The sequence below is a fragment of the Neokomagataea tanensis genome, assembly GCF_006542335.1.
GTDB lineage: Bacteria > Pseudomonadota > Alphaproteobacteria > Acetobacterales > Acetobacteraceae > Gluconobacter > Gluconobacter tanensis.
In genome coordinates this window covers 2,282,612-2,306,005 of the sequence record NZ_CP032485.1, presented here as the reverse complement: position 1 = coordinate 2,306,005, position 23,394 = coordinate 2,282,612, and the positions used below count along the sequence as shown (strand labels likewise).

24 protein-coding genes, 1 tRNA gene and 1 pseudogene are annotated in these 23,394 nt (G+C 44.8%); 16 read left to right on the top strand and 10 right to left on the bottom strand.

Annotated elements, in window-relative coordinates; all coding sequences use genetic code 11:
- Positions 1-33: 33 nt before the first annotated feature.
- Positions 34-543, bottom strand: a complete 510-nt coding sequence (locus D5366_RS10405) for a protein-export chaperone SecB (RefSeq protein WP_141493580.1) — start codon at positions 541-543, stop codon at positions 34-36.
- A 339-nt stretch (positions 544-882) separates the two neighbouring features.
- Between D5366_RS10405 and D5366_RS10400 the strand changes: the two genes are divergently transcribed.
- The 4 genes from D5366_RS10400 to D5366_RS10385 all read left to right on the top strand — a co-directional run bounded on the left by D5366_RS10400 (position 883) and on the right by D5366_RS10385 (position 2,713).
- Positions 883-1,203, top strand: coding sequence for a LapA family protein (locus D5366_RS10400; RefSeq protein WP_141493579.1), 321 nt, complete (start codon positions 883-885; stop codon positions 1,201-1,203).
- 10 nt (positions 1,204-1,213) lie between these two features.
- Positions 1,214-1,924 (top strand): orotidine-5'-phosphate decarboxylase, encoded by a 711-nt coding sequence (gene pyrF / locus D5366_RS10395; RefSeq protein WP_141493578.1) that lies wholly within the window; start codon positions 1,214-1,216, stop codon positions 1,922-1,924.
- A 23-nt stretch (positions 1,925-1,947) separates the two neighbouring features.
- Positions 1,948-2,604, top strand: a complete 657-nt coding sequence (locus tag D5366_RS10390; RefSeq protein ID WP_141493577.1) for a phosphoribosylanthranilate isomerase — start codon at positions 1,948-1,950, stop codon at positions 2,602-2,604.
- An 18-nt stretch (positions 2,605-2,622) separates the two neighbouring features.
- Positions 2,623-2,713 (top strand) — tRNA-Ser (locus D5366_RS10385).
- 163 nt (positions 2,714-2,876) lie between these two features.
- Here the strand turns inward: D5366_RS10385 and D5366_RS10380 are convergent.
- The 5 genes from D5366_RS10380 to D5366_RS10360 all read right to left on the bottom strand — a co-directional run bounded on the left by D5366_RS10380 (position 2,877) and on the right by D5366_RS10360 (position 8,177).
- Positions 2,877-3,479, bottom strand: a complete 603-nt coding sequence (locus D5366_RS10380) for a recombinase family protein (RefSeq protein ID WP_141493576.1) — start codon at positions 3,477-3,479, stop codon at positions 2,877-2,879.
- A complete protein-coding gene (locus tag D5366_RS10375) occupies positions 3,476-3,772 on the bottom strand; it encodes a DUF7673 family protein (RefSeq protein WP_141493575.1) in 297 nt (98 codons plus the stop codon). Before D5366_RS10375 ends, D5366_RS10380 begins: the two co-directional genes overlap by 4 nt.
- A 151-nt stretch (positions 3,773-3,923) precedes the next feature.
- A complete protein-coding gene (locus D5366_RS10370; RefSeq protein ID WP_141493574.1) occupies positions 3,924-5,882 on the bottom strand; it encodes a relaxase/mobilization nuclease domain-containing protein in 1,959 nt (652 codons plus the stop codon).
- A 2-nt stretch (positions 5,883-5,884) separates the two neighbouring features.
- Positions 5,885-6,202, bottom strand: coding sequence for a plasmid mobilization protein (locus D5366_RS10365; RefSeq protein ID WP_170211086.1), 318 nt, complete (start codon positions 6,200-6,202; stop codon positions 5,885-5,887).
- 613 nt (positions 6,203-6,815) lie between these two features.
- Positions 6,816-8,177: a hypothetical protein gene (locus D5366_RS10360; RefSeq protein ID WP_141493572.1), complete on the bottom strand. Its 1,362-nt coding sequence runs from the start codon at positions 8,175-8,177 to the stop codon at positions 6,816-6,818.
- Between the two features lie 213 nt (positions 8,178-8,390).
- Here D5366_RS10360 and D5366_RS10355 point away from each other — a divergent pair, with 213 nt between their 5' ends.
- On the top strand, positions 8,391-9,077 hold the full coding sequence (locus D5366_RS10355; RefSeq protein ID WP_141493571.1) for a hypothetical protein: 687 nt from the start codon (positions 8,391-8,393) through the stop codon (positions 9,075-9,077).
- A 172-nt stretch (positions 9,078-9,249) separates the two neighbouring features.
- Here D5366_RS10355 and D5366_RS10350 read toward each other — a convergent pair whose 3' ends face one another.
- On the bottom strand, positions 9,250-10,782 hold the full coding sequence (locus D5366_RS10350; protein WP_141493570.1) for a tyrosine-type recombinase/integrase: 1,533 nt from the start codon (positions 10,780-10,782) through the stop codon (positions 9,250-9,252).
- A 161-nt stretch (positions 10,783-10,943) separates the two neighbouring features.
- Here D5366_RS10350 and D5366_RS12245 point away from each other — a divergent pair.
- From D5366_RS12245 to D5366_RS10325, 6 genes and pseudogenes are all read left to right on the top strand, one after another.
- A pseudogene (locus tag D5366_RS12245) lies at positions 10,944-11,099 on the top strand (DUF6538 domain-containing protein); the annotation flags it as partial.
- A 75-nt stretch (positions 11,100-11,174) separates the two neighbouring features.
- Positions 11,175-12,533 carry a tyrosine-type recombinase/integrase gene (locus tag D5366_RS10345; protein ID WP_141493569.1) on the top strand — a complete coding sequence of 453 codons (1,359 nt, stop codon included), beginning with the start codon at positions 11,175-11,177 and terminating at the stop codon, positions 12,531-12,533.
- Between the two features lie 153 nt (positions 12,534-12,686).
- Entirely contained in the window at positions 12,687-14,021 is a 1,335-nt protein-coding gene (locus D5366_RS10340) for a rolling circle replication-associated protein (protein WP_141493568.1), read from the top strand.
- 53 nt (positions 14,022-14,074) lie between these two features.
- Entirely contained in the window at positions 14,075-14,566 is a 492-nt protein-coding gene (locus tag D5366_RS10335) for a hypothetical protein (protein ID WP_141493567.1), read from the top strand.
- Between the two features lie 140 nt (positions 14,567-14,706).
- A complete protein-coding gene (locus D5366_RS10330; RefSeq protein WP_141493566.1) occupies positions 14,707-15,009 on the top strand; it encodes a plasmid mobilization protein in 303 nt (100 codons plus the stop codon).
- Positions 15,006-16,898 carry a relaxase/mobilization nuclease domain-containing protein gene (locus D5366_RS10325; protein WP_141493565.1) on the top strand — a complete coding sequence of 631 codons (1,893 nt, stop codon included), beginning with the start codon at positions 15,006-15,008 and terminating at the stop codon, positions 16,896-16,898. Before D5366_RS10330 ends, D5366_RS10325 begins: the two co-directional genes overlap by 4 nt.
- Positions 16,899-16,941: 43 nt before the next feature.
- On the opposite strand, the gene D5366_RS10320 is transcribed toward D5366_RS10325, so the two are convergent.
- The 3 genes from D5366_RS10320 to D5366_RS10310 all read right to left on the bottom strand — a co-directional run bounded on the left by D5366_RS10320 (position 16,942) and on the right by D5366_RS10310 (position 18,755).
- Positions 16,942-17,796 (bottom strand): hypothetical protein, encoded by an 855-nt coding sequence (locus D5366_RS10320; protein WP_141493564.1) that lies wholly within the window; start codon positions 17,794-17,796, stop codon positions 16,942-16,944.
- 2 nt (positions 17,797-17,798) lie between these two features.
- Positions 17,799-18,191, bottom strand: a complete 393-nt coding sequence (locus tag D5366_RS10315) for a hypothetical protein (protein WP_141493563.1) — start codon at positions 18,189-18,191, stop codon at positions 17,799-17,801.
- 69 nt (positions 18,192-18,260) lie between these two features.
- Complete coding sequence (locus D5366_RS10310; RefSeq protein ID WP_141493562.1) at positions 18,261-18,755, bottom strand: hypothetical protein; 495 nt, start codon at positions 18,753-18,755, stop codon at positions 18,261-18,263.
- 337 nt (positions 18,756-19,092) lie between these two features.
- On the opposite strand from D5366_RS10310, the gene D5366_RS10305 reads away from it, so the two are divergent.
- The 5 genes from D5366_RS10305 (at position 19,093) to D5366_RS10285 (ending at position 23,392) form a co-directional block, all read left to right on the top strand.
- On the top strand, positions 19,093-19,653 hold the full coding sequence (locus tag D5366_RS10305; RefSeq protein WP_141493561.1) for a recombinase family protein: 561 nt from the start codon (positions 19,093-19,095) through the stop codon (positions 19,651-19,653).
- A 242-nt stretch (positions 19,654-19,895) separates the two neighbouring features.
- Positions 19,896-20,876: a hypothetical protein gene (locus D5366_RS10300; RefSeq protein WP_141493560.1), complete on the top strand. Its 981-nt coding sequence runs from the start codon at positions 19,896-19,898 to the stop codon at positions 20,874-20,876.
- Between the two features lie 139 nt (positions 20,877-21,015).
- Positions 21,016-21,507: a hypothetical protein gene (locus D5366_RS10295; protein WP_141493559.1), complete on the top strand. Its 492-nt coding sequence runs from the start codon at positions 21,016-21,018 to the stop codon at positions 21,505-21,507.
- 110 nt (positions 21,508-21,617) lie between these two features.
- Positions 21,618-22,154, top strand: a complete 537-nt coding sequence (locus D5366_RS10290; RefSeq protein WP_141493558.1) for a recombinase family protein — start codon at positions 21,618-21,620, stop codon at positions 22,152-22,154.
- A gap of 566 nt (positions 22,155-22,720) precedes the next feature.
- Complete coding sequence (locus tag D5366_RS10285; RefSeq protein WP_141493557.1) at positions 22,721-23,392, top strand: sugar dehydrogenase complex small subunit; 672 nt, start codon at positions 22,721-22,723, stop codon at positions 23,390-23,392.
- Positions 23,393-23,394: the final 2 nt, after the last annotated feature.

The window sequence follows — 23,394 nt, the reverse complement described above, 5'->3', positions numbered from 1 at the left end:
CGTAGATTAAGCAGAAAATACTAAAATTTTACTTTAGGATCGGCGTGATTTCCAAAGAACGTCGAAATCGATTGGCTGCAAGTTAATTGTTGGGAAGCCGGCTTCCCTAATTGTGTTCAGAAGCATGCTGCGTGCAGCTGGGAACAAGTGATGAGGCGCATCTACGAGCAGCGCTTCTTCAGCTTGTGCGCGTTCGACAGAAGCGTTAAAACCAAATAGCCCCGCGTAGGACATTGAGATGTCATACACGACTTCAGGGTTAGGTACGCTCTCACTAGGTGCGCTTTTCATCCCTTGCGCACGGATAACGAGGCTGACCTCGAAACCATTTTGTGCGTCGGCTACCTGTCTGGCGGTTACGTCTACAATGAGGCCGAGATGCAGCTGAGGCGGCAAGTCTTGGAAAACAAGTGGCGTGTTTTGAATTTCTATGTTCAAGCGCTGAAGGTATTGCGTTCCGATTACGAGGGTTGCTTTTTTAGATGCTGTAGCAGGCCCCTGCTGAGCGCCGGATAATGTATCGCTGTATGCGTGATCGTTCATATTTAAAGCTCTACCTTTGCACTGCTTAAAAAATATGGCGCTACTCTTTGCGCAGAAGAAACACCTTAAAAGTCAGGTCCTCTTACTTATTCCTTCTCACGAAGCGGATGTTTTGACTAGTCACACCTTCCACTAGGTTAAAACAAATTGCCACACCATTTCATGAGAATACGAATAATCAGGGGTTATGTTGCTTTTGATGCAAAAAGTTTTTCATTAGGACGTATGTTCTTCTGCGAAACGCATGAAGCGTTTATGCTTTAAGTCCGTACGTGCAGCTTTGCATGAAAAGATACATTCTGGTTGCCCTTTGATCCATTCGCAGGATAGGACCATCGCATGCTTAGAGTTCTTCTACTTGTCGTCTTTCTCGCGCCTCTCGTGGTGTTTGCATTGAGCAATCCAATGGAACAGGATATCTGGTTCTTCTTTTTGGGCTGGAAACTTGCCATTGGTACTCTAGCGCTGGGTGTAGGTCTTATCGGCGCTATCATTGGATTTGTTGTTGGCTGGATCGGCGAGTTTCGCCAGCGCTCACGCGCGAGACGGTCGGAGCAGCAGGTTCGTTCCCTTGAAAGCCAGCTTATAGATTTGCACCAAAGGTTGGATCGTTTGCAGCAAACGCCAACGACGGCTGTTTCCGCGTCGGATAAAGGTTAATTTTAAAAATATGTCTCATAGAACACGCCTCATTGCGGCTTTAGATACTCAGTCTGTTCAGCAGGCTGAGCTTTGGGCGCAAGAACTTTCCGGAACAGTTGATGCGTTAAAGCTGGGTCTAGAATTTACCTATTCCTGCGGGTTAGACGTCGTTAGGGAATTTTCTCAAAAACACCCTTTGTTTTTGGATCTAAAACTACACGACATTCCTAATACCGTCGCTGGCGGCTTATCCGCACTTAGAGACATTAAACCCAAGCTTTTGACGATCCATGCATCTGGCGGGCGCGCTATGATTGAGCGTGCAAAAGCGGCGTTAGAGGAAGCCTACCCTGATGCGGCCCAACGGCCAATTCTTTTGGCGGTTACGGTTCTGACGAGCATGAACGAAACTGAGATGCATGAATTGGGCGTCAGCGGCACTGTGCGCGATCAGGTGTCTCGTTTGGGGAAAATGGCTATCTCTGCCGGAGCCGACGGACTTGTTTGCTCACCGCAAGAAATTGATCTTTTACGTCAAAATTTAGGGAGCGGTCCTGCGCTGGTTGTTCCGGGTATTCGACCAGCTGGCGCCGCAAGCGACGATCAGAAACGTATTATGACCCCCGCCCAAGCAGCTAAAGCTGGCGCAGATTGGATTGTCGTTGGGCGTCCAATTACGCGCTCAGAAAACCCAGCGGCAACAGCGCGCGCCATTCAGGAAGAGCTACAGGCCGTATAAACGCCTATCAACGGAGGGTTGGGGTGATAAAAATCAAAATTTGCGGTGTGCGTGACACCGAGACTATTCGCTTTTGCGCGGAGCAGTCTGTCGAATGGCTTGGGTTTGTTTTTTACCCTCCCTCCCCTCGTTTTTTGACCCTATCTGAAGCATCCAGCATTAATTCTTTTTATGCTGGAAACTCTCTTTTGAAGCCTGAGCGAGTGGGTTTGTTTGTCACTCCTTCAGACGATGATATTCAACGTGTGCTCGACGTTATGTGCTTGGATATCCTCCAAGTGTATGCCCCTGATGACAGAGCAAAAGCTATAAAAGAAAAATTTTCTCTCCCTGTCTGGCAGTCACGCGGTATCAGCCGTACAGAAGACCTTCCGACCCGGAAAATATGTGATGGTTTCGTTATTGAGGCCGCAGAAAACCCGGGCGATGCAATGCCAGGAGGGCTAGGGCGTCAGTTCGATTGGGCTTTAACAAAAAAATGGGAAGCGCCATCACCTTGGATGCTTGCTGGAGGTCTAAGCCCCGAAAATGTCGAGCAAGCTATCTTGTCCAGTGGAACGTTGGCAGTAGATGTGTCGTCGGGCGTAGAAGAGGTGAAAGGCGTTAAGTCTTTTCAGAAAATTGAGAATTTCGTTAAAAACGTTCGAAAGACTATTGCCAAGCAAAATACCGTCAGCTAGAACGCAACTCGCTCGACAGGAGAGATGGCCGAGCGGCTTAAGGCGCACGCTTGGAAAGCGTGTGTACGTTAATAGCGTACCGTGGGTTCGAATCCCACTCTCTCCGCCAGTGCATTAGATAACTCCTTGAAAACATTAGTTTTTTCCTTCTCAAAGTTATGGGTTGGAGAAGAAGTTTGGAGTAGTCTTTTGGAGAATGCAAGCTATCTTTGTGAGATGGCAACCCATAGTGGATTGCCTCCGAAGCGGTTCAACGCCCTACCCTGCAAATCTCAGATAGTTGTCATCTGTTTCCGTGTGAGTCTGTCTCCACGTTCGATGCCCTGAACAGCATCGGATAGAATTCTGTAAATGGTAGCAACGTTAACGCCATAGCGTCGTGCCAAGTCTTTTGCAGGTGAGCCATTAGCAACAGAATCCACCACGTCCTGACGTGCCAGACGTGATAATTTGGGTTTACGTCCCTGATGCTCTCCTCTGCGTCTTCCTGCGCTCATTCCTGCTTGCACACGTTCCCGTATTGTCTCACGTTCTAATTCACCAACGGCCCCCAGAATGGTCAGTAGAAAGCCACCTAATGGTCCTGATGTGTCTATGCCGTCTTGCAGGGAGCGAACGCTGACGCCTTTGGATTTTAGTATTTCTGCCAATTCGAGCAGGTTCCTGACTGACCTTCCAAGCCTATCCAGCTTCCACACCAGCACCACATCACCAGCCACGAGAATGGACAGCAGTTCATCCAATCCTTCGCGGTTTTTAGCTGTTCCCGTTATTGTATCTGTGTAAATTTCAACAGCACCAGCCGATTGCAGTGCATCTACTTGCATATCCAGTTTTTGGTCTGATGTGCTTATTCGTGCATATCCATATATCATGCCTCACCTCTTCTTTCGTATTCACGAACAACCAAGGCACGCATTTCATCCGCATATTCAAAATCGGAAGGGAATGAGAATTGGTTTTTGATATGCCAGTTCAAGACATTCAAAACATGGTTCGTATTATTGGTATCCAGATACGCCATGAATGAAATTTGGAATGGTTCATCTTTCCATATCGAAAAGAGAAAGTTTCTTATTTTTACGCTTGAACCTGAGTCATATCGTGCTTGTTTGAGAAGTGCTTCAAAGCTATCCATCACTTCGTTATAGTCATAATCTGTATTCATTTTTGTAATCTCCATTTTGCAATAACCTTATGCGATAATCCTTTCTATGATTTCTGCGGGCATTGACTGATGATTATTATATCGCAAAAGGTGTAGCTTTTGCGAAAAAAGATAAAAATAATTTATTAATCAATAAAAATGGGGAAAAACATTACCTGTTAAAAGATATGTTGTTATTTTTTGTCTTATTCACAGAACGTTTTTTAATAAATTCTTCCTTAAAGTTGATAACATTATCTTCATCTCGTTCTTCTTGTGATATACGCATATTAACCTCTGTCAGAAGATGATTCACACCATCAACGTCTAAATCTTTAATCAATTCATCGAATGAATTTTTTTCATCATCATTCATCAAGTTTTTATCAAACGATTGAATTCGTTCTAATTTTTTCAATTGTGCAACGGCATCTTTTGCTTCTTCTCTGTTTTTAAAGCTACCAATAGCGTCATCGCGTTCCCATTTTTTGATGATAGAAATATCGTCAATGACTTTTGAAATACCATTCACTTCTAATAGTTTTTTAGCATATTCGTTGTTCTTTGACTGAATAAGATAATCACGTTTTTGATTATCAGTCATATAATAGACTGACTCAGGTGACGTTTTTGATATACCAAGTTTATGAAAAATACTATGAACTATATACATAGACATTAGTGATAAATGTTTTGACAGTTCATCATATTCATTTTTTTTGTTATTAATCTTCTTCTGCTTAATAGATTTGAACCAAGATTTTTGGTGATGAAGTTCTTTAATATCTTTTCGTAATTCACGTAAATCAGATTTACCTTTTTTTAAGTCATTCAGTTCTGATTTAAAATTGCGTGATATCCACCCGCTCACTGTTTTCTCATCAAGTTCTTTCAATGAAGATTTTTCATCAAGAATTTTATTACATTTATGAGTTTCGTGAATAACGAAATTAGACCAATCGTCTAACCATCCAAGCATCATCTTGTTTAATTTATCTTGTGCTTTAAGTGTTTCGCGTAGTGCCTTATCTTTATCACTCATAGCTTTATTGAAATCGCTGACAGCCAATTTTTCAGCGTAGGTCATCGCGTCTGTTGCTTCTAACTTATCACTATCAACATCCATATTATTGCCTATGAATGTGTCTAAATCATCTTCATAGCTGGTCTGTGATGCTGGTGCTGTATTGCTTATAAAGTCGTTTATATCGTTCTCAGAAGTCTTCTCCAAGGGTTCGACAGGCACAGCCTTCGCCAGCTTATTGTGGGTTGGTACATCGTCAGATGTGCCACCTATAATAGGGCTGGCTACCTCTTTTTTAGGCACTTCAAAATCTCCCTTAAAAGCCTCGAACTCCTCTTTTTTCATTCCTAAAATTCTATCGACTGACCCGACGAGATTACCTCTTTCATCATTCAAGATAATCTTTTTTTGACCCTGCTCTAATGACCATCCATATTCCTGAATTGCTGATGAAAATGATTGAAGATTATCGCATTGAGTTAATAGTTCTTTACATTTTGCACGTATTTCAAAACTACTCATTCCATTGCGATTTTGCATTTGGTACTGGCCATCGCGTAGGAATGAATTTGGCAATTCACCTTGTGTAAGATGATAAAGTTTTTCTTTATATTCTTCTGGAACATTTTCATAAACTGCTCTGTTATGTCTTCCTTTTACCAGTTCAAGATTATGATCAACTTCGAACATTCTCGAAATTTTCTCCTGTCTTTGGTATAGGTTATCAAATGCTTTAACTTTTCCAGTTTCAGGATTGACCATACGGATAGCAACATGAGCATGTTGATTACCTCTTTTAGAATTTTCTTTTTTATATGTATGAAGTGAAGCCATCACGACATCATCATCAGACAATTCGAATTCATTTTTAACTCTATCTATTAAATCCAAAAACTGTTCTTTAGTAAGGTCTTCTTTTGGTGATAACTGGAAATGTCTAAGAGAATTTTTTCTATTAAACATTTCAGCATCAGAGAAACAGTTTTCTACATCCTGCTCATCAGCTTTTAACACTTCTATATATTCATTTTTGTCATTCGTACAAAAGTAATTATATAAATCAGAAGGTTTAGAATCTGTTGATATAGGATTAGACTTAATAATCATAATTATTTTACTCTTTTAAGTTTTTGATTAATATCTTTTTGGAGAGTATGAATAATATCTACCAATGATGATATATCGACAGTTTCACCAGAATTCGCACGATGTGCTAACTGATTTATATTATTACCGATAGGACTTATTGATTTACGCAGTTCAAGCAACTCATCAGCAATAAAAGAACCACCAGCAACATCGTTAAGGCATATATTTCTAATATATTGAGATGTTTTAAGTTTTCGTTTTTCAGCGTGTTGTTTAATAGTTTTTAGTTCACTGTCTGATATTCTAAAATGAACGGAATTAATTTTTAAATTACTCATATGTTTACCTTTTTGTTGTAGACACATTATAGCATAAGAAGTGAATAAGATTTATTGACTTATATTATATCAATAAATATCGTATAAAATTGGTAGCCAGCCCTATTATAGGTGGCACATCTGACGATGCACCTCCTAATAATAAGCTGGCGAAGGCTGTGCCTGTCGAACCCTTGGGATAAAATAAATATGTATGAATTAAAATTTCCTATTCCTTTTAAAGACGTTTTCCACCTAAAAAATCAAAATTTTTTACTAAGTTTAAAATATAATAATATATTCAATTATCTTAAAACAGAAAAAATTTCATTTGAATATTCTATAGATTACCAAGTCTATCCATTTGAATGTAATGTTTTTATTAAATACCCAAGCTGTCATCGTAGACTGTTCTCTCAAAAGGATCTTGAAAATCTTTTCAAAAAAAATAAACTAGATAACTTTATTGAAACGCTGTAAATAAGATAGACTATTTTATATTCGTGATCTATTTAAAGATAGATATTCATAATTTCCCATATATCAGGCAATTATGAAGACATAATTGCGGGCATATTCCTCCAATCTGCTCTGATTTGTGATATAGTTCTTTTGAAAAAGTTTAGAAAATTACTCAATCCCTGCCTGCCGGTGGGGGTTGACCAAAACTTTTTACTATTTCAAATCTATAAAATACACCGAGTACACAATCTTGGTTTATATATAAATAAACATAACCAAACAAAAACTTAACATATCTAACATTAGTAGTTTTCTTATATAATTGATGTGTTTTTTTATACTTTCTATTGTTCAATTCTCTACGTAGATAAGAGGTTCTTTCATCTTCATAGACTGTAAGTTTATTATTATTTCCGTGATTGTTCAAACGTTCCGAGCGAAACGCACGAAGAGCGAATAATGTGAAGCCTGTTCTTCCAGAAATAAAATCACTTGTCCCATCATTGCAGTGAATATATCGCTTTGCAATCCATAGGCTGTCACCTGAAAGATAAGATAAAGACTTATCTCCGTAATTTCCACGATATAGACTATTCCATATCTTTTTAATATCGCGTCTTAGGCCAATGAATCCGTGTCTGGTATTTTGTTTTCCATAGTCTTTGAACATATAATTCAACAAACCACCTGCATAGTAAGCTGGTTTATTAACTTGATAATTGTCTCTATCTTCATTATTGAAATATTTAAAAACTATATCTAATAATTTATCTCTATCCGTTTTCTTGTTAGAGAATTCATCTTCGTTATAGTTTTTCACATAGTACAATATGTGAATATGTTGAGTTTCGTCTTTATGTGTTTCAATCGCAAAAGTTCCAGTCCATTCTATGTCCTGTCTATCACTTTCTTTCTTGATTTGATTTAATCTGTAATTAATTTCCTCAGAACATTTCTCAAAAGTTTTTCCACGAAAAGATCCGGGTAATGTAAGTGATAATAACCAACCTGAATCGCATAGGTTCTGACACAGATTTGCAATTCTCATTGAACAATCTAAACTATGAGCAATAGACCAATCTCTCGATTTATTATGTTTCTGTTTTAATTCGATGGAATCCTGAACCGTGAATCCGTTTAATTTGTAGGATTCGTAGTATTCTTTTTTATCATTATCAAAAGTTTTTTGCACTTCATCATCATTTATATTGATTTTGAATGTTTTACGTATATTAGTTCTTGCTCTGTTTGCTTTTCGTCCCAATCTTTTATTATTTTTCTTCTGTGATTCCTTTAAATCTTCATAAGATAATGAAGCAATTTCAAAACCATCTTTAACATCTTTATTGATTCTAGGTATCATTAATACAATGTTTTCAGCTAATTCGCGTAAGTCGCAATCTGGCTGTAAACCGCGCTTTTCTGCGATTGTTCCGTACAGTTTATAACGATAGAAGGGGTGGAGAGTTTCAAGTACATCGTAAACAGATGTTGATATGTCGTATATATAACTCTCTAATAATTCATAATCCAAAATACTCCTTTTACGAAAAATCTTTACAAATCATCAGGAGTATGTGTTATTATGTAATCAACAAACACTCCTGCTCCTGATGGTATTTTTATTCGTCTTTAAATATTATAGCACGAGTTTTGAAGGGATAGAGATGATTTCATCTTTATCCCTTTTTTATTTGCGTTATGATTAATTTTCTCGTGCAATTTCATTGAATGAAAGGATAGTAAAATGCCTTCTTGGATAGAAAAGAATCTAGGGAAGATATTATTAGGGTGCTTTATTTTATCCCTATTTCCATTTGGGTGGATAGCTTGTGAAGATTATAAATTAAATGAGGCTGGCACTTTTGGTGATTTTTCTAATTGGTTTCAAGCTTTAGTTGCAATATGGACTTTATTAGCTGTTATTTATACAGCAACAAAGGCATATTCAGTTTCTGAAAACTCCAATAAACTTATTGAAAACTCTAACCAAATAGCTGAAAATTCAAACAGTATTTCTGAACAATCCCATCAATTATCTCTTGAGGCCATATACATTCAGAAACTCGCAATACATGCAGAGATTATATCGTCTATTGGCAATAAAATTACAGAGGAAAAAGAATATTTTGATAAACGCCTCGATAGTATTAAAATAGAAAATTTATGTAGCCAAAAAAAAGATGAAATTATAGGTTTAATTGTAATACTCACAACACGCCTTCTTTCTATTAAGGGCATTATTAACGACATTGAACCTCATCTTCATTGGCAATATAGAAATTTAATTTTGGCACATTTCCCAGGATGGTTATTAATTGAAATTAAAAATAAATATATTCTTAGTGAATATAAGGAGGTTATTGGCTCAGATTATTATGAAAGTTTTTCACAATTATTTGATGATGTTAGAATTTTTATAAATCCTCCATGATAGAGTACTCTAACCTTTATTTATGACAAACTTACTGTCATAACTTGTCTCTGATATCACATTCGGAAGCACTGATATATCTTATATAGTGTTATCATGTATCTATGACCAAAATAGAAGATTCTGTACCAGAACTTAAACCTTGATACTTTAGTAAATACTATCAAATTTCTCACAAGCAATCGTATTTTACACATTCGACGACTTGTTGAAGGTTTTCAATATCGATGCCTGACAGATACCCCATAGTTCCCATAGATTTATGAGATGGTTCATGACCAAGTAAGGCATCAATCCATATTTCTCTAATATCGTCTTTAACGTTTCGTAGTTTGGTTGACACTGTGTGTCTGAAACCGTGGAATGTGACTGCGAGAGGTAATCCTATGGAAGTTTTATGTTTAGAGAATTCGTTTGAGAACGATTGACCTCTTGCTCTTGAGTCTGACCCTTTAAGTTCTGCAAAGAGATACTTCTCCCCTTCCCTCATAAAATTCATTATCCCGTATTTCATTAATTTGGAATGAATAGGGACTTTTCGGATACCTGCGGATGTTTTGGGTTTCCAGTCAGTATCATCGTGATGTTGAACGAGAAAACAAGGAATACCGTTAATTTCGGTAATGTCTTCGTTTCTGATATTAGCGATTTCACCTAATCTCATACCTGTATATAGAGCCATTCTGACGATAGCTTTATATGTTTGGTTTGATACTACTGTGGTCATCCATTGTGATTGTATTAATTTTTGGATTTCGTCATCAGTCCAAGCACGTCTCACGACTTTTGCTGTAAGGTCATAATTCCATCCGTGAAAGAAATTTCGTTGAATAACGCCACGATTAACGGATTCTTTTAGCGATACGGATAATCTACCCATATGATTTTTGACTGTTTTTTGAGTAATAGTTTCTAAATCTTCGGCTATGACTCTATCGATTTCTTCTTGTATGGAGAGGTTTTTCCTTTGTTTGCCCCAGTTTTCGGGTAGTGCTTGTAAAGCGTCTTTGAAATCACCTGCGATATTCCCATCGATATCTCGTATATCCATATCACCGAAGCAGGATATAAATAAAGAGAGGGTTCTTTTTGTATTTTTAATAGTATCTTCACTGCATTTTTTAGATTTCAGGTGATGTGCGACAACGTTTGAGATGAGATATCTATGGTTTGAAGAATTTTGTGTATGACGTTCTATTGATTCACTGATTTGGTTTGATTGGTTTTGTCTTGCTGTTCCGATATCTGTGATAATTTTTTTCATATCATCGATTTGTTCACGTTGCATTTCGGCTTTAATTTGATTGCGGAAATGGACCTTTTCGAAAGTTGAAATTAAGCTTGATGTACCTGTTTGAAGTTTATCGACCATATTTTCATATGCTTTAAAATCTTGAAGCCTTGCGAGGATAAGTTCTGCTCTTTCTGATGCGTGAATTTTCTCCTGACCTTTCAAGATGAATTCGTATGTTTGTTCCTGTTGTTTCAGCAGGTCCAATAAGTGTTTGATAGTATCTTCGGACATATAAGGTGCTTTCTCAAACAGTGCAGTCGTTTGAGCGTAGAGATATGCCCCTCTGCCCTTTGCGACCATTTTCTTTGATGTACGTAGAGAGAACCATATCTCACGCTTTCCGAAAACACCCCTTAAATGTTCTGGTATTGTTCTTCTGAAATGATAACTCGTTCCTACTTGTTTTAGCATTGTTTTTCTCCAACTTTGGAGAAGTGTTGCGGGTTGGTATATTGGGGAAAAGATATATAATCGTTATTAATCAATAACTTATGCGGATTATCGCGGACGTTCGAATCCCACTCTCTCCGCCACTAACCCCTTGAAAAACAAGAAAATTATACCACTCGCATGTGCGAGAGCGGGTTTTCTCCAAAACCCTTCTCCATTTTGGAGAAGCAGGTTTGCTTCGTCTTGTGAAAAGCCACTACCATTTTCGCAGGGTGGTCCCGGTCGCAATACGCGGTGTGGTGGGCAAGCGTGAGCTTTGGTTCAGCCTTCATACCGCCGAGAGGTTTACAGCCAAAGGACGTGCGTCTTACCTTTATGGGCAGACATCAATCCTGTTCAAGAGAGCCCCCTTTATGACTCCCGCTGAAGTCGCTCAGCTCCTGAAAGAGCAGGCAGAAGCCTACGAGGCCATACTTCTCGCAGAGCGTAAGGAAGCCGAACTTGCTCGCGCCGAGCATCTGCTTCAAAGGCTTCAGGATCACACGAGATCTAAAAACCAGATAGACAGGATGGTCTCTGCCTATGAGGAGCTATCGAAGATACTGGACCTTCACGCTATCCGCGTGAGCCTTCGTGAAAACATGCTTCAAGAGCGGATTGATGACCTCAAGAGTATCATCTCCGAGATTGCCAGACCAACCGCACAGCCTCTGCCTTCCGCCTTAGCCGAGGAAAAGCCAGAAACGCGCCCCAAAGGGGTTCGCAAAGCCAAGCTTCCCATCTCGACGGTCGTGACCAAACATCTTGAGGGTAAGAAAGTCAGCAGTCATACCATAAAAAACGCGAAGAAGACCCTGCAACTCTTTATATCCTGCTTTGGTGACATGGATGTAAGAGATATCAACGGGAGCACCGTGGGTGATTTCAGGGATGCGCTTCTCTCCCTTCCCACCGTTCACGGCAGAGGGCGCAAAGGTCTCTCCATTCAGGAGGAGATTGACAGGGTTCTAAGCGAAGAGCTGGAAACTATTGCTCCAAAAACAGTGAAAAATCATTTCTCCCGCATCTCTCCGGCATGGGCAGATTTGGTTCGTCGTGAGGTTGTTTCACGCAACCCGTGGCAAGGTTGGGACTTCGATACAACCCAGAAGGTTATCCGGCGCGCCTGGACAGAGCAGGAACTGACGACCCTCATAACGACGCGATGGGAACGAACCGCCATCAGCGAAAGAACGTTTCGGGGCATGGTGATGATGGCTCTCTACACCGGCATGCGACTTGGAGAAATCGCCAACCTCCGCAACGAGGATATTATCGAAAAAGATGGCATCCTCTGCTTTGTGATTGGCCCTCATGACGATGGATGGAAGCCTAAGACTCAGGCAGGCATACGGGCAGTCCCGGTTCATTCAGAGCTGATGAGATTCGGCATAATGGATTACATGCAGAAGGGTGAGAAATATCTCTTCTCCGAACTGAAAGGGTCAGATGTTCGCTCTCGTGGCCAAACATTTGCCAATGAGTTTTCGAAACACAAAACCAGTCTTGGCCTTCCTCTAGCCGTAACGTTTCACGGCTTCCGCCACACAGTCTCGACACGTTTACGAAATGTCAGAGCAGACATCCGAGAGGTGTGGATTGATACCCTGCTGGGGCATGAAGCCTCCCATAAATCCATGGGTACATTGAATTACCTTTCAGGCATCGACATCGAGAATCTCCACGCGGTCGTGGAAAACATCCGGTACCCGACGGAAATATTCACCATATAAACAAATACGCCTGTCTGGGTGCTATACTCCCTCCTACAGCCAGAATTAACCCAGACCGGCTGTACGAAGGAGTAACGCTATGATTTGCACCACTGACAGACAGTATACATCATTTATCGCATCTCCATTTGTATGGGGAATGCGTAGGATGATGTGCAATATGAGGAAATAGAGAGTTATATCAAAACCGACAGGCCAGACATCTGGCGCAGGCTGTGTCCCCTGCACAGGTTCTACAAAGACCAAATCACACGAACAACCGCAGAAAACTGCGTCTTTCTCGCCTGTTACGAAGAGGCTGAACAGGTCGCCCATGAGGTCATCGCATGGGTTAAAACACAGCCAGATGAACTGGTTTCAGGCTTCGACCTTCTCTCCCAATCACACACCGAACTGAAAGAACTCAGACGAATCACCGGGCGTGTCTTCACACGCAAGGCCAACAGGTTACGGCGCAATCTCCGCAGGGTCATTGGCCTGCTTCCGGAACACGACGCGGTTCAGCAGAACTTCGATAACGCCAGAACTATAAGCGCGAAAAGCTTCATCATCGTCCCCGATGCAGAACACCCCGAACGAAGCCTGTCAGCTCACGATTTGCGCCAGTTCCATCTCCGCAGGAGCTATGCGGTCAATCTTGCCATTGCAGATGGCATCCATGACCTCGCCGTCAATTTCCTGAATCATGAGGGATTATTCCTGACCCTTACCCTGCCGGCGGAATATCGCAACTGCTCCTATGAACAGGCGAAGGCTGAAATCGGCAGACGCTGGAAGCGTGTCAGACGCAAAGCCCGAAACAGAGATATACTTTTGCTGGGCATGACAGCGCTGGAACTGCATGAGGATGAAACACCACATTATCATATCCAACTCTACGTCTCAGCTGAACACAGGGCATGGGTTGAGGAACAGATACTCGATGCGTTCCCCAATGAACTCGACAGACGAGACGACGCCATCAAGGATATCCGCGATGTCGCCAGAGCGTCACGTTATACGACCAAGGACTATGGCAAGCCTGAAACCAGCCTGACCTTCATCGGACTGAGGAAAGACATCAAGCGCCGTTACCGAGGTGTATACGAGGGCAAGAACACCGGCACTCTCTCTGAATGGCGTGTCAGCAGAGCCAGTCAGCTCATGAAGCAGAAGACATCTGGAGGCGCAGTTCTCCTGCTTCTGCGTGGGTTTTCTGATGAGAGGCTGAACAGGCTGTCAGCTCGCCATCCTGATTTCCACTATGCCAGAACCGATACCCAGAAACTGCAAACCATGTTCCTGCATACCCTGCATTTCAGGGTCGTGAAGAATTTCAGGAAGACAGATACATTCCAGGTTTCCATGATTTCAAAGGCGCCGAAGCAGGGAAACACAGCCTCTTGCTTTGGTCCTGTTCCAACTTGTTTATATAAGAACCAAGAAGGTGTTCATGTTCGCGGTCTGCCTTGCGAGTGTATAAACTCCCTTGGACAGCCTCCCCCATAAAGAATATCTGTTAGAAGCATTCAGAGCCAGCAGACGCGAAACGGAGAGAGAAAATGCGCAGACATTTCTTACTTAAGAATCTCGCTCCGATACTGCTTTTTCTGGCGACGGACACGTTGATGGTCCACGCTTACAGCAATGAGCCGAAGACCACCCTGCCGGATAAAGCTGGTGGCCCTGCTAGACCAATGACGGAAGAACAATTCGACCAGCTTGTGTCAAAGGCGTCCCGTGGCGACAGTCTTTCATTGGAGGCCATTTCGAATCTATATCAATATTCGGATGCGTCATACTCAGAGGGCATTACGGGCGCCTTAAGTTCTGCCCTCACGACAAATCCAGCGAAAGTGTTCCAGCTCCTTAGGAGCCGAAGCTATCTTCCGACTATCGCCGACATTTGTGAGAGCCGTCAGATAGAACCATCCCCTCAAGAAGTCGCTACTTTCTACCATAACGCCATCAAGGCGATTCAGTCTGTAAAATCAGAGAACACCTCCGAGATAAAATCAAAATGCCTCCAAAGGCTTAAATCTGCGCCGAAGTAAAATATTGAACATGTATTCCTGAAACATTTTATATATCTGAATGATTCACTCACAGATGCGACACTTGGAGATATCGTCCTCCATTCCCTCTTTCATGCACAACCTCGTGTCACAATAGTCCTCGAAGATGAGGACAGGTTATGAAAACGGAGACATTACACATCCGGGTCGGACCCGATGAACAGGCAAGGATAAAACGCAAGGCAGGCACACGCAGGGTTTCAGACTGGTGTCGCCGGGTTCTGCTCAACGAGATGGCAGGCGGAAGCCTGATTGCTGAAGAGCTTCTGGCTTTGCGTCAGGAGCTGTCAGCGATAGGCACCAATTTGAACCAGATTGCCCGCAGGCTGAACAGTGGCGAACAGGTGCCTGCCTCCTCCCTGCCCCAGGATATCGACGACCTCAAAGCCCGCATCAATCGCGTGCTGGGGAGGGTTCGATGATACTCAAGAGCAACCCCATCAAGACCGCATCCGGTTCCGGCGCCATCTATCACCACCTCGTAGAGAAGACCGGCGACAATGAGCACATCCATGTATGGAAAGGCAGACGTCAGGACATAGAGGACTGCATTGCAGACGCTACAGCCTTTAATCGCATTAATGCTGTTCAGCACTTCCAGATCTCATCCCGTGAGAAACTGGCCACAGAGCAGTTTGCTGACTGCATTACGATGCTGGCGCAGGAGTTCGGGTTCAAGGCGTCAGATGTTGCCCTTGCCGTCATTCACACCAAGACACGCCATGATGGCGAGGCCGATAACCGCCACTGCCATATCCTCGTCCGCACCACGAACGCAGAAACAGGCAAGGTTCTGGATGTGTCACACCGCTACGAAAGACAGGAGAAAGTTGCCCGCTTGTTCGAACTGAAGCACGGACTGGAGCTGACCAAGGGACGCCACAACCTCGCTGTGTATCACGCCGTTCCAGAGGAGTACCGCAAGAGATTACAGGTGCTCTGCGAAGGGGCCTTGCCCAACTCCGTCCTTTCAGACCCTCAATCCAGACGCAGTCAGAGGCAGGGAGGAAAGCCGTTCGACATCAAATATGTCCTGCGTGACCTGTATGCCGGGAACGCTGACTGGCAGGCTTTCCAGAGTGCGATATCCTCGCAAGGCTGCTCCCTGATGGCAGGAGACAGGAAACCTGGTGTCGTGCTTCTCAAAGACGAGCATGGCGTTATCGTGGGCTCAGTCTCCCGCCTGCTTGGTGTTCGCAAGGCAGAGTTCAGCGCCTTTGTTCTCGGCCATGAAACATCTGAACAGAGCGCGATACGTCAGAGGAGTAAGGAAGACATAGCCAGCCCTGGCCCTCGTGACACATCACGAGACCCATCTGGCAAGGGGGAAACCCCCGTTGACCCCATAGTCTCAGAACAGAAATCGCTTCCGCCAGACTCACGCAAACCTTCTGAGGATTCCGTCAGCACGACCTCTGGACCAGCAAGAGGGAGGAAAATATCAGGGCCTGTCCTGAGAACCGGCGCCACCGCTGAGAGTGTTGCTGAAACTGGAGCCATACCTGCGTCATCCCCAAAGACACGCGCCAGCATTACCAAAGGAATGACACAATCAGAGGCGCAAGCCGTTCTCGATTTCAATGAAGCACAGGCAGAGAAAGAACAGCAACTCCGCGACCATTTGCATGGACAGAAGCGTTTCGCTGACCTGCTCATCGAACTGGCAGAGAGCTTCCAGTCCCGCTGGTCCCATATCCCTGCCGAACCTCATCCCGACCCGAAATCGCGTGATACAGCATATATCAGGGCTGGTCACGAAAGGTGTCTGACTGGATTGAGACAGGACTGGCTGGATGCAGAAGCCCGTGTGACCCTGTGGGCGCCATGGCACAAAGCAGAGGCTCGCAAGGCCAGGGCTGTCTTTGACGAGGCGTTGAAAACTCTGGGCTATCACCGACATGATATCGGCAAGCTCGATATGAGCGATGACAGCAATTTTTCATACGCCATGAAATGGATGGCGGACTGGATTGTCCGCAGTCGCGAACACAAGCACCGCGACTGGATGAACCTGCCGGAGGTGAAAGACCATCTAAGAGAGAAACAGGCCCTGAAAGAGGTTCTGGCCTATCTCGAAGACACGCAGGATAACGAGGTCATGCAGATGGCCCGCATCAACCTTCTCTCTGCCAAGGCCCGTGTCACCACATTGCGTCAGAGAGCGGGGAAGCAAACAGTGGAAGCACGTTATATGCAATCATGCACAGGCGGAGACGACAGGAAACGCAAGACCTCACAGGCGCTTCCACCTATCCGCTCCTCATCAGCCAATCCCCGCCCTTCCCTGCCTGACATCATGGGCATCGTGTGAGGGACACGTTAGCCGAGAGGATAATTCCCCCCGGATGAAAGCGTCAAAGCTCAGGCTTCAGCGATGACGCCTTGCCGAGTTTCGAATCAACGGATGCATTGAGTTGCTTGAGCAATTCGGTTGCCACCATGCGTTCGGCCCGCATGTCATGCAGGTCAAAGCTGATATGGCCGATATTGGCAGGATTGCCTGACACGCTCTGGAGACGCACCTGCAACAGCCCTGTCTCTCCCGGCACGTCATAGGTCGAGACATCCTCGCTTCGGGGCGAGACAGCGTGAATCACCCCCTCGATCTCCTGCCCCGCCATATTGGCGTAAAGCTGGCGACTGGCTTCGCCATAGGGTCCGGGAGCTGGCAGGTGCAGACCGTATTTACCGGCGACTTCCTCCTGCAACGTTGCAAAGGTCGGAGCGCTGTCAGGAGCAAAGGAGACATTCCGCTCTATCTGTGTGACCACCGACCCCATCACAGGCGCAGAGAGCGTTATCTCCATGGTGTCATCCCCTTTGGAGCATTGCATCTGCCTCGGGAAGAACTGTGTTTCGACATTCGCGCCCTTATAGGTGGTGGAGAGGGCCGTGTTCACAATGTTCGGGTCACGCTGACACCAGCTCCTGAGCGTCTGTGTGGCCTTGTCCTGCGTCATACCCAGAGACAGGCCAAGGATACTGGCATTCCCCAGACGATTGCCCAGAGGTATGTAGGAGAGCGTCTGTTTGAGATGCACCCCGCCATTATCCTCGGGAGGCTGTGCTGACCTGCCCGACAGACCCAGCAGTTTGCCACAGGCCGGGCTTATCATGCCCTGATTTCGCGCCAGCATGCATTCGGTCATGGTCTGGGCTTGCGCCGTGACAGGTATTGTCAGGACGAGAAGGGCGAGTGCGTGTTTCATGGTCATTGCCTAACCCCGCTACCACCGTTGATATGCTTGACGGCAAAGCGATGGGACTGAACGATGTTGTTCCTGAGCGTGACATCGAGAGACTTACTCTCGGCATTGCTCCGTGTGCCAATGAAGCTGAGACCGACTGCCTCCTGAGCCAAGGAGAGGTTATCCTCACGGCCAGAGGTATAGGCGTAGCTCCAAATGGTGGCCCCGTTCTCCTGAGAGATTTCCGAAGGCGCACCAAAGCGACGCTGGACCTCATCGCCGGTCGTGACACCATCATGGATGGCGCTATCGACCTCCGATGCCGTGAGGTTTTTCATCGAAGCATCACCAGCGGACGCACAGGCGGCGAGACCCGCAAGCATGAGTAAAGAGAGTAGAGAACCGAAGGGTCTCATGGATGTCAGTCCTTGTGAGGGGGAAAGAAAAAGACGAGGCGCCGGAACTACAAAACCTGCCCCTGTGCCTCAGGCCGAAAGCGACTGCTGAAGCTCGGGGTCATTTGCGACCGCTTTCTGAATGGCCGAGAGGGCTTCGCTCTGGTTGTCCCGTATCATCCGCGCGCGATGCATGGCACCGATAGCGATCAGAACCACACACGCGAACAGACCTTTGAAAAAGGCGCCAGTACCAGCATCGTTGTATGTGAGCGGGAAGTACAAAGCGACGCCAAACACCACAGCCAGCACGGCAAGATATTTCAGGGTCAGGCGCTTAATGCCATGGAAGCTCAGCGCGCGAGGCAAGTCCTGTGGATTGGTCCATAGCTTTTGAAGCGTCCGGTTATGCATCACGACGTGACCTGTCGAGATTCCTCCCCGGATACCTGCCCAGAGAACACGCACTTCCTGACCCTCTCGCAAGGGATAGTTGCCCCTGCCCTGCCACTCACGGCCTGAGGGCGAAATGACCCAGAAGCTCTGGTGATGGGTGGTGTGGACATCGACGCGAGGTGCATTCACATGAAGACCGCCAGGTCCGCAATCCCTGACCTGTCCTCCCGAGGTTGTGGTGTGGGTCTCGGTCCATGACCGCAAACCGCTGACCCGTCCCTGGATTCCGTAAATCCAGACCTTGCGACCGAAAATCTTGATATCCATGCCGAGGGTATTCCTCCCGATAAACAGGGGAAAAACAGACGCTCATTCCGGAGGGAACGAGGCTGTCACACACCCTGTGAAGTGCTGAACCTGCCCCCAGGATATCCCGTAAACACCTGATTCTGTTACGATAATGGGAGGATGGCGAAACCGGGTGCAGACGTACCGAAAAGCTGTCCCGCAATGACAGGATGGGAATATGGGAAAATATGGCTATGCGAGGGTAAGCACATCGCGACAACAGACAGACAATCAGGTCACGGACTTACTCCGTGAAGGTGTGAACGAAGACAGTATCGTAACCGAGACCATCTCGGGGGCGACCTCATGGAAGACGCGACCGGCGCTCAAGCGACTGGTGCGCAAGCTCCATGCTGGAGACACGCTGATTGTTGCCAAGCTGGACAGGCTTGGGCGTAACGCACTGGACGTGCTGACCCTCATTGATGTGCTGAAAAAGCGCGGTGTGGCGGTGCGTATCCTCAATCTCGGCATTGATACGTCAGGCGCCGGGGGCAAGCTGTTTCTGTTGCTTCTCGCGGGCTTTGCCGAGTTCGAGCGCAACATCATTCGTGAGCGTGTGCTGTCTGGGCTGGAGACGGCGAAGGCCAGAGGAACACGTCTGGGAAGGCGTCCCTCCCTGCTCGAGGAAGACCTCGCTCAGGCCAGGCGCCTCAAGGCTCAGGGACTGTCAGCAAGGGAAGTGGCGAAGCTTCTGCACGTCTCCAAGATGACGGCGTGGCGGGCCATGAACTCCTGAAAACCGTATCACAAACCCCGTCCCATAATTGCATGACCGGACTCACAGCCATGCAAAAAAGGACTATTCCCAAAACAGGTGTTTTTGGGACGGGAAAGCCAGAGCTGAACGAAAAGTCTGGAATCTCCTTGACTTTTCTGATCCGTCATGAGAACATTTAGAGAACATACACTTTTCTACTACACGATGTCTATCTATGATAAGTCTCTGCACAAATAGCCTCGAGCCTCAGGAGACGAAACTTGGCTTTGACCCAACATGCTAGGAATATACTGTTTTTTGACTTATCAGTCTCCCGCAGAGCTAAGCAGGCGCCTTACCCAAAATTGGAAGAATTAGTGCCTTTATGGACAGAAGCTCAAAAAACCGATGATTTTTCTCCGAAAGAATTCGAGGGAGGGACAATAACATCCATAATAAAAGATTATGAAATAGACCCAGATAAACGGATCGCTACTTTTTTAATTGAAGTTTCAGATAAAAATGCCCCTAATGCAAGTTATACAGACCACGATAAACGCACTGTCCGCCATCTGGTTAAAAATGAGCCCGAGGGTAACGGCTTCTCTGCACATGTGATGTTTTCTCTAGATTCAAATAGTAAATATCCCAACACATACCTCACCCTCATCGAGGCAGTACCATCTGTATCTGCGTACAGAATACAATCCATGTTAAACGATATAATAAATAGGATATGCAAATCACGAAAAGATAAACCGTTCCAGTACGTCTCCCCTACAGGAGACAGAAAGACTAAGAATTACATTCCTCATATTATCCTTGCAGGTCACCCCTCAGAAAATTTTCACAAAGATATCGAAGAGGGTCGGATCACAGGCTTAACCTTGGTTGCCCCAAAGTCAGATGTGAGCCTAGGGGGCAATCCATTTATCAGAATGAATGAGCTTTCTGCGAAGGTCTCCATCTCCCGGGACATTCCCAAAGGCGAGCGATGGGACGCTATCCTCACGGGCGTCTCTGCCAAAAAAAGCGAATTTCCTATCGCCCGAATATTTCTACAGCCTGAGAAAAACGGCAAAGCCGTCCACGTAGATATCGACACCAGTGCTGGTAATCTCATTGGAGACGCCTATATCAAAACCAAACGGCTCATTGATTTTGAGAAGGCACTCAATACGAGTGCGGTAGAAGAAATATCTCCTCAGTTAGTTAATCCAATGAAAATAGAGTTAGTTAAGGAACGTGGCGATGTCACATAGGAGGTCATCTCTCAGAAATACTTTATATCAGGCATTAAGATCGCTTGCTTTTGTAACGATCCAAGGGCCGACTTTGAATTTTTATAGATGGCTAGTACCAATATTCATATCGACATTCATATGCTTCTTGGAGCTTGTCTTGCCGAAAGGGTTCGCGCTAATTGGAGACAAGTCCGTCTCTGATTATATGGCGACTTTTTTCGTCGCTTTACCTGGTTTCTTCATAGCTGCGTTGGCAGCTGTAGTAGCGTTCAACGGAGGAGACCTTGATAAGAAGATGCCTGGAGTTATCGCAAAAATAACCGTTTACGGTGATACAGAAAATATAAATATTACACTAAGAATGTTTTTGAGTTATTTATTCGGGTATCTGACGATAATATCTTTTATGGGATTTTTTATTTGTATATCCGGGTCTTTACTGTCACCAAATTTATCACTGCCTGCTTATGGAAATCATAATTCATATATTTCATACGCACATGAGTTTTTGAAGGTTTTATTTCTGTTCATCATATCTTTTTTAGGAAGCAATGTAATATGTTGCACAAGTATAGGCTTATATTTTTTATCAGAAAGAGTTTACCAAACCATACTTCCAGATTCTGACGAATTCGATAAAGATAAGTAAGATGCTATAATACCGCCACAGATTGGGAAATATGGCGGTATTATAAAACCGCAGAAAACAGCCGAAAACGAACCGCCATAAATCCCCGCCAAAAATATAAGGGGAATTGTATGAAATATGGCTATTGCAGAGTATCGACTTTAGGACAGGATTTACAGGAACAGGAAGACGCCTTGATGGCCTTGGGAGTCCCAAGGATCAACATCTTCAAGGAGAAGATTTCCGGCGCCGTGAAATCTGATGACAGACCACAATTCGCGAAATTGCTGAAGAAGCTCCAGGCAAATGACGAGCTGGTCGTCATGAAGCTCGACAGGCTCGGAAGGTCCACCCTCGACATCCTGACGGTCCTCCAGAATATCAGACAGCAGGGCATCGCCATAACCGTCCAAGGGGTTGGCACCATCAGGGATGACATGATGGGAAGCCTGACGATGAACCTTCTCGCCTCCTTTGCCGAGTTCGAACGCGCGCTCATTATTGACCGCACCCAATCTGGCAGGAAGAGAGCCATGGAGAGTGGCATCAAGCTCAGCAGACAAGCTCAAGAAGCTATCCGCAGACGCTACGGAGAAGAGACCGGGACTGCTTTGGCCAAGGAGTATGGGGTCGGACTGAGGACCATTCAAAGGATTACAGCGTCCTGAGGTTGTGGCGCCTTGAGGTCATCATTTCTAGAAATTTGATAAAATCCGTACCATCAAAAAAAGACCTCTTGATTTCCCCATAACCTTTCTCCACAATTCCGCTCCATACCCACTTGAAGGGTTTTATGAAAACCCCAGTTTTCAGCCGTTTTTCAAGTTTGTGACTTGGAGAAAAAACGAATCGGAACCGATTCGAATCCCACTCTCTCCGCCAGTTTATTAGAAAACTCCTGAAAAGTTTTTTTATTATTTCAATCATGGATTGAAGTAGTTCTTGTGAGAAAGAACGGCATGCAGATGCTCCGTGTGCTCTTCCGTCAGCCAAAACAGATAGCTCATCTTCAGTCTTCTCACAGAGCCTGAATCAGAATTTATATATCTAATTAATAGGCCCTAGGCCTCATATGAAATAATATACCTTTCTTTATTAAAAATGATTCTCATAATCATTTGAAGTGATCACGTAATATTGACTAGATAGAATATATATTTGTTTTTATTGGCATTAAAAAAATCTTCCTATCTTATGCGCTAAACGAACCTGTTGGTTAGGGTATTTCTTTTTCATGTGTTCTGATTCGGTCGACGTGCCTAACATGTTACCTGATAGTTCTCGTATTTTTTCCAGTACTGGCGGTCTATCAAGACGGCGCTTAATGCAGGTTTTGTCTACCGTTATGGCGGCCAGCATAGCTGGGCGGACAAGTACTGTTGCGGCTGCAGAGCCATTAAAAGAGAAATTTTATGCCATTTCTAAAGTGGTGCTCGGAAAGGAAAATTTGGACCCTGTTACAAGCAATAGGATGCTTGGGGCTTTGCTGGTAGTCTTTCCAAAATACGAGAACGTTGTGCATTTGCTCGAGGGCTATACTTCGCCCGGAGGGAGCCCTGACGATGTTTTAAAGCGTTCTGAAGACAATCAGCATCAAGAATATGTGCACGATCTGGTTGCTGCTTGGTACACAGGTACGGCAAGCGGTCACATGAATGCGCCTATGGTCTCGTATTTCGATGCGCTAATGTATCGCGCCACAAAAGACGCCCTGCCAGTCCCAACTTATTGTTTTGCTGAGCCGGGTTGGTGGACACAAGATCCGCCGGAATTGGGGATTGCATTATTCGCACCAAAACCAATAACCCCTCCTGCCCCCCCTCCCGTCGCCGTTGAGACTAAGCCGGCTCCCGCTGCGCCTTTGCACCCTCACCTCCCAGATCACACTAAGAGCAAGGGGCATTGAAA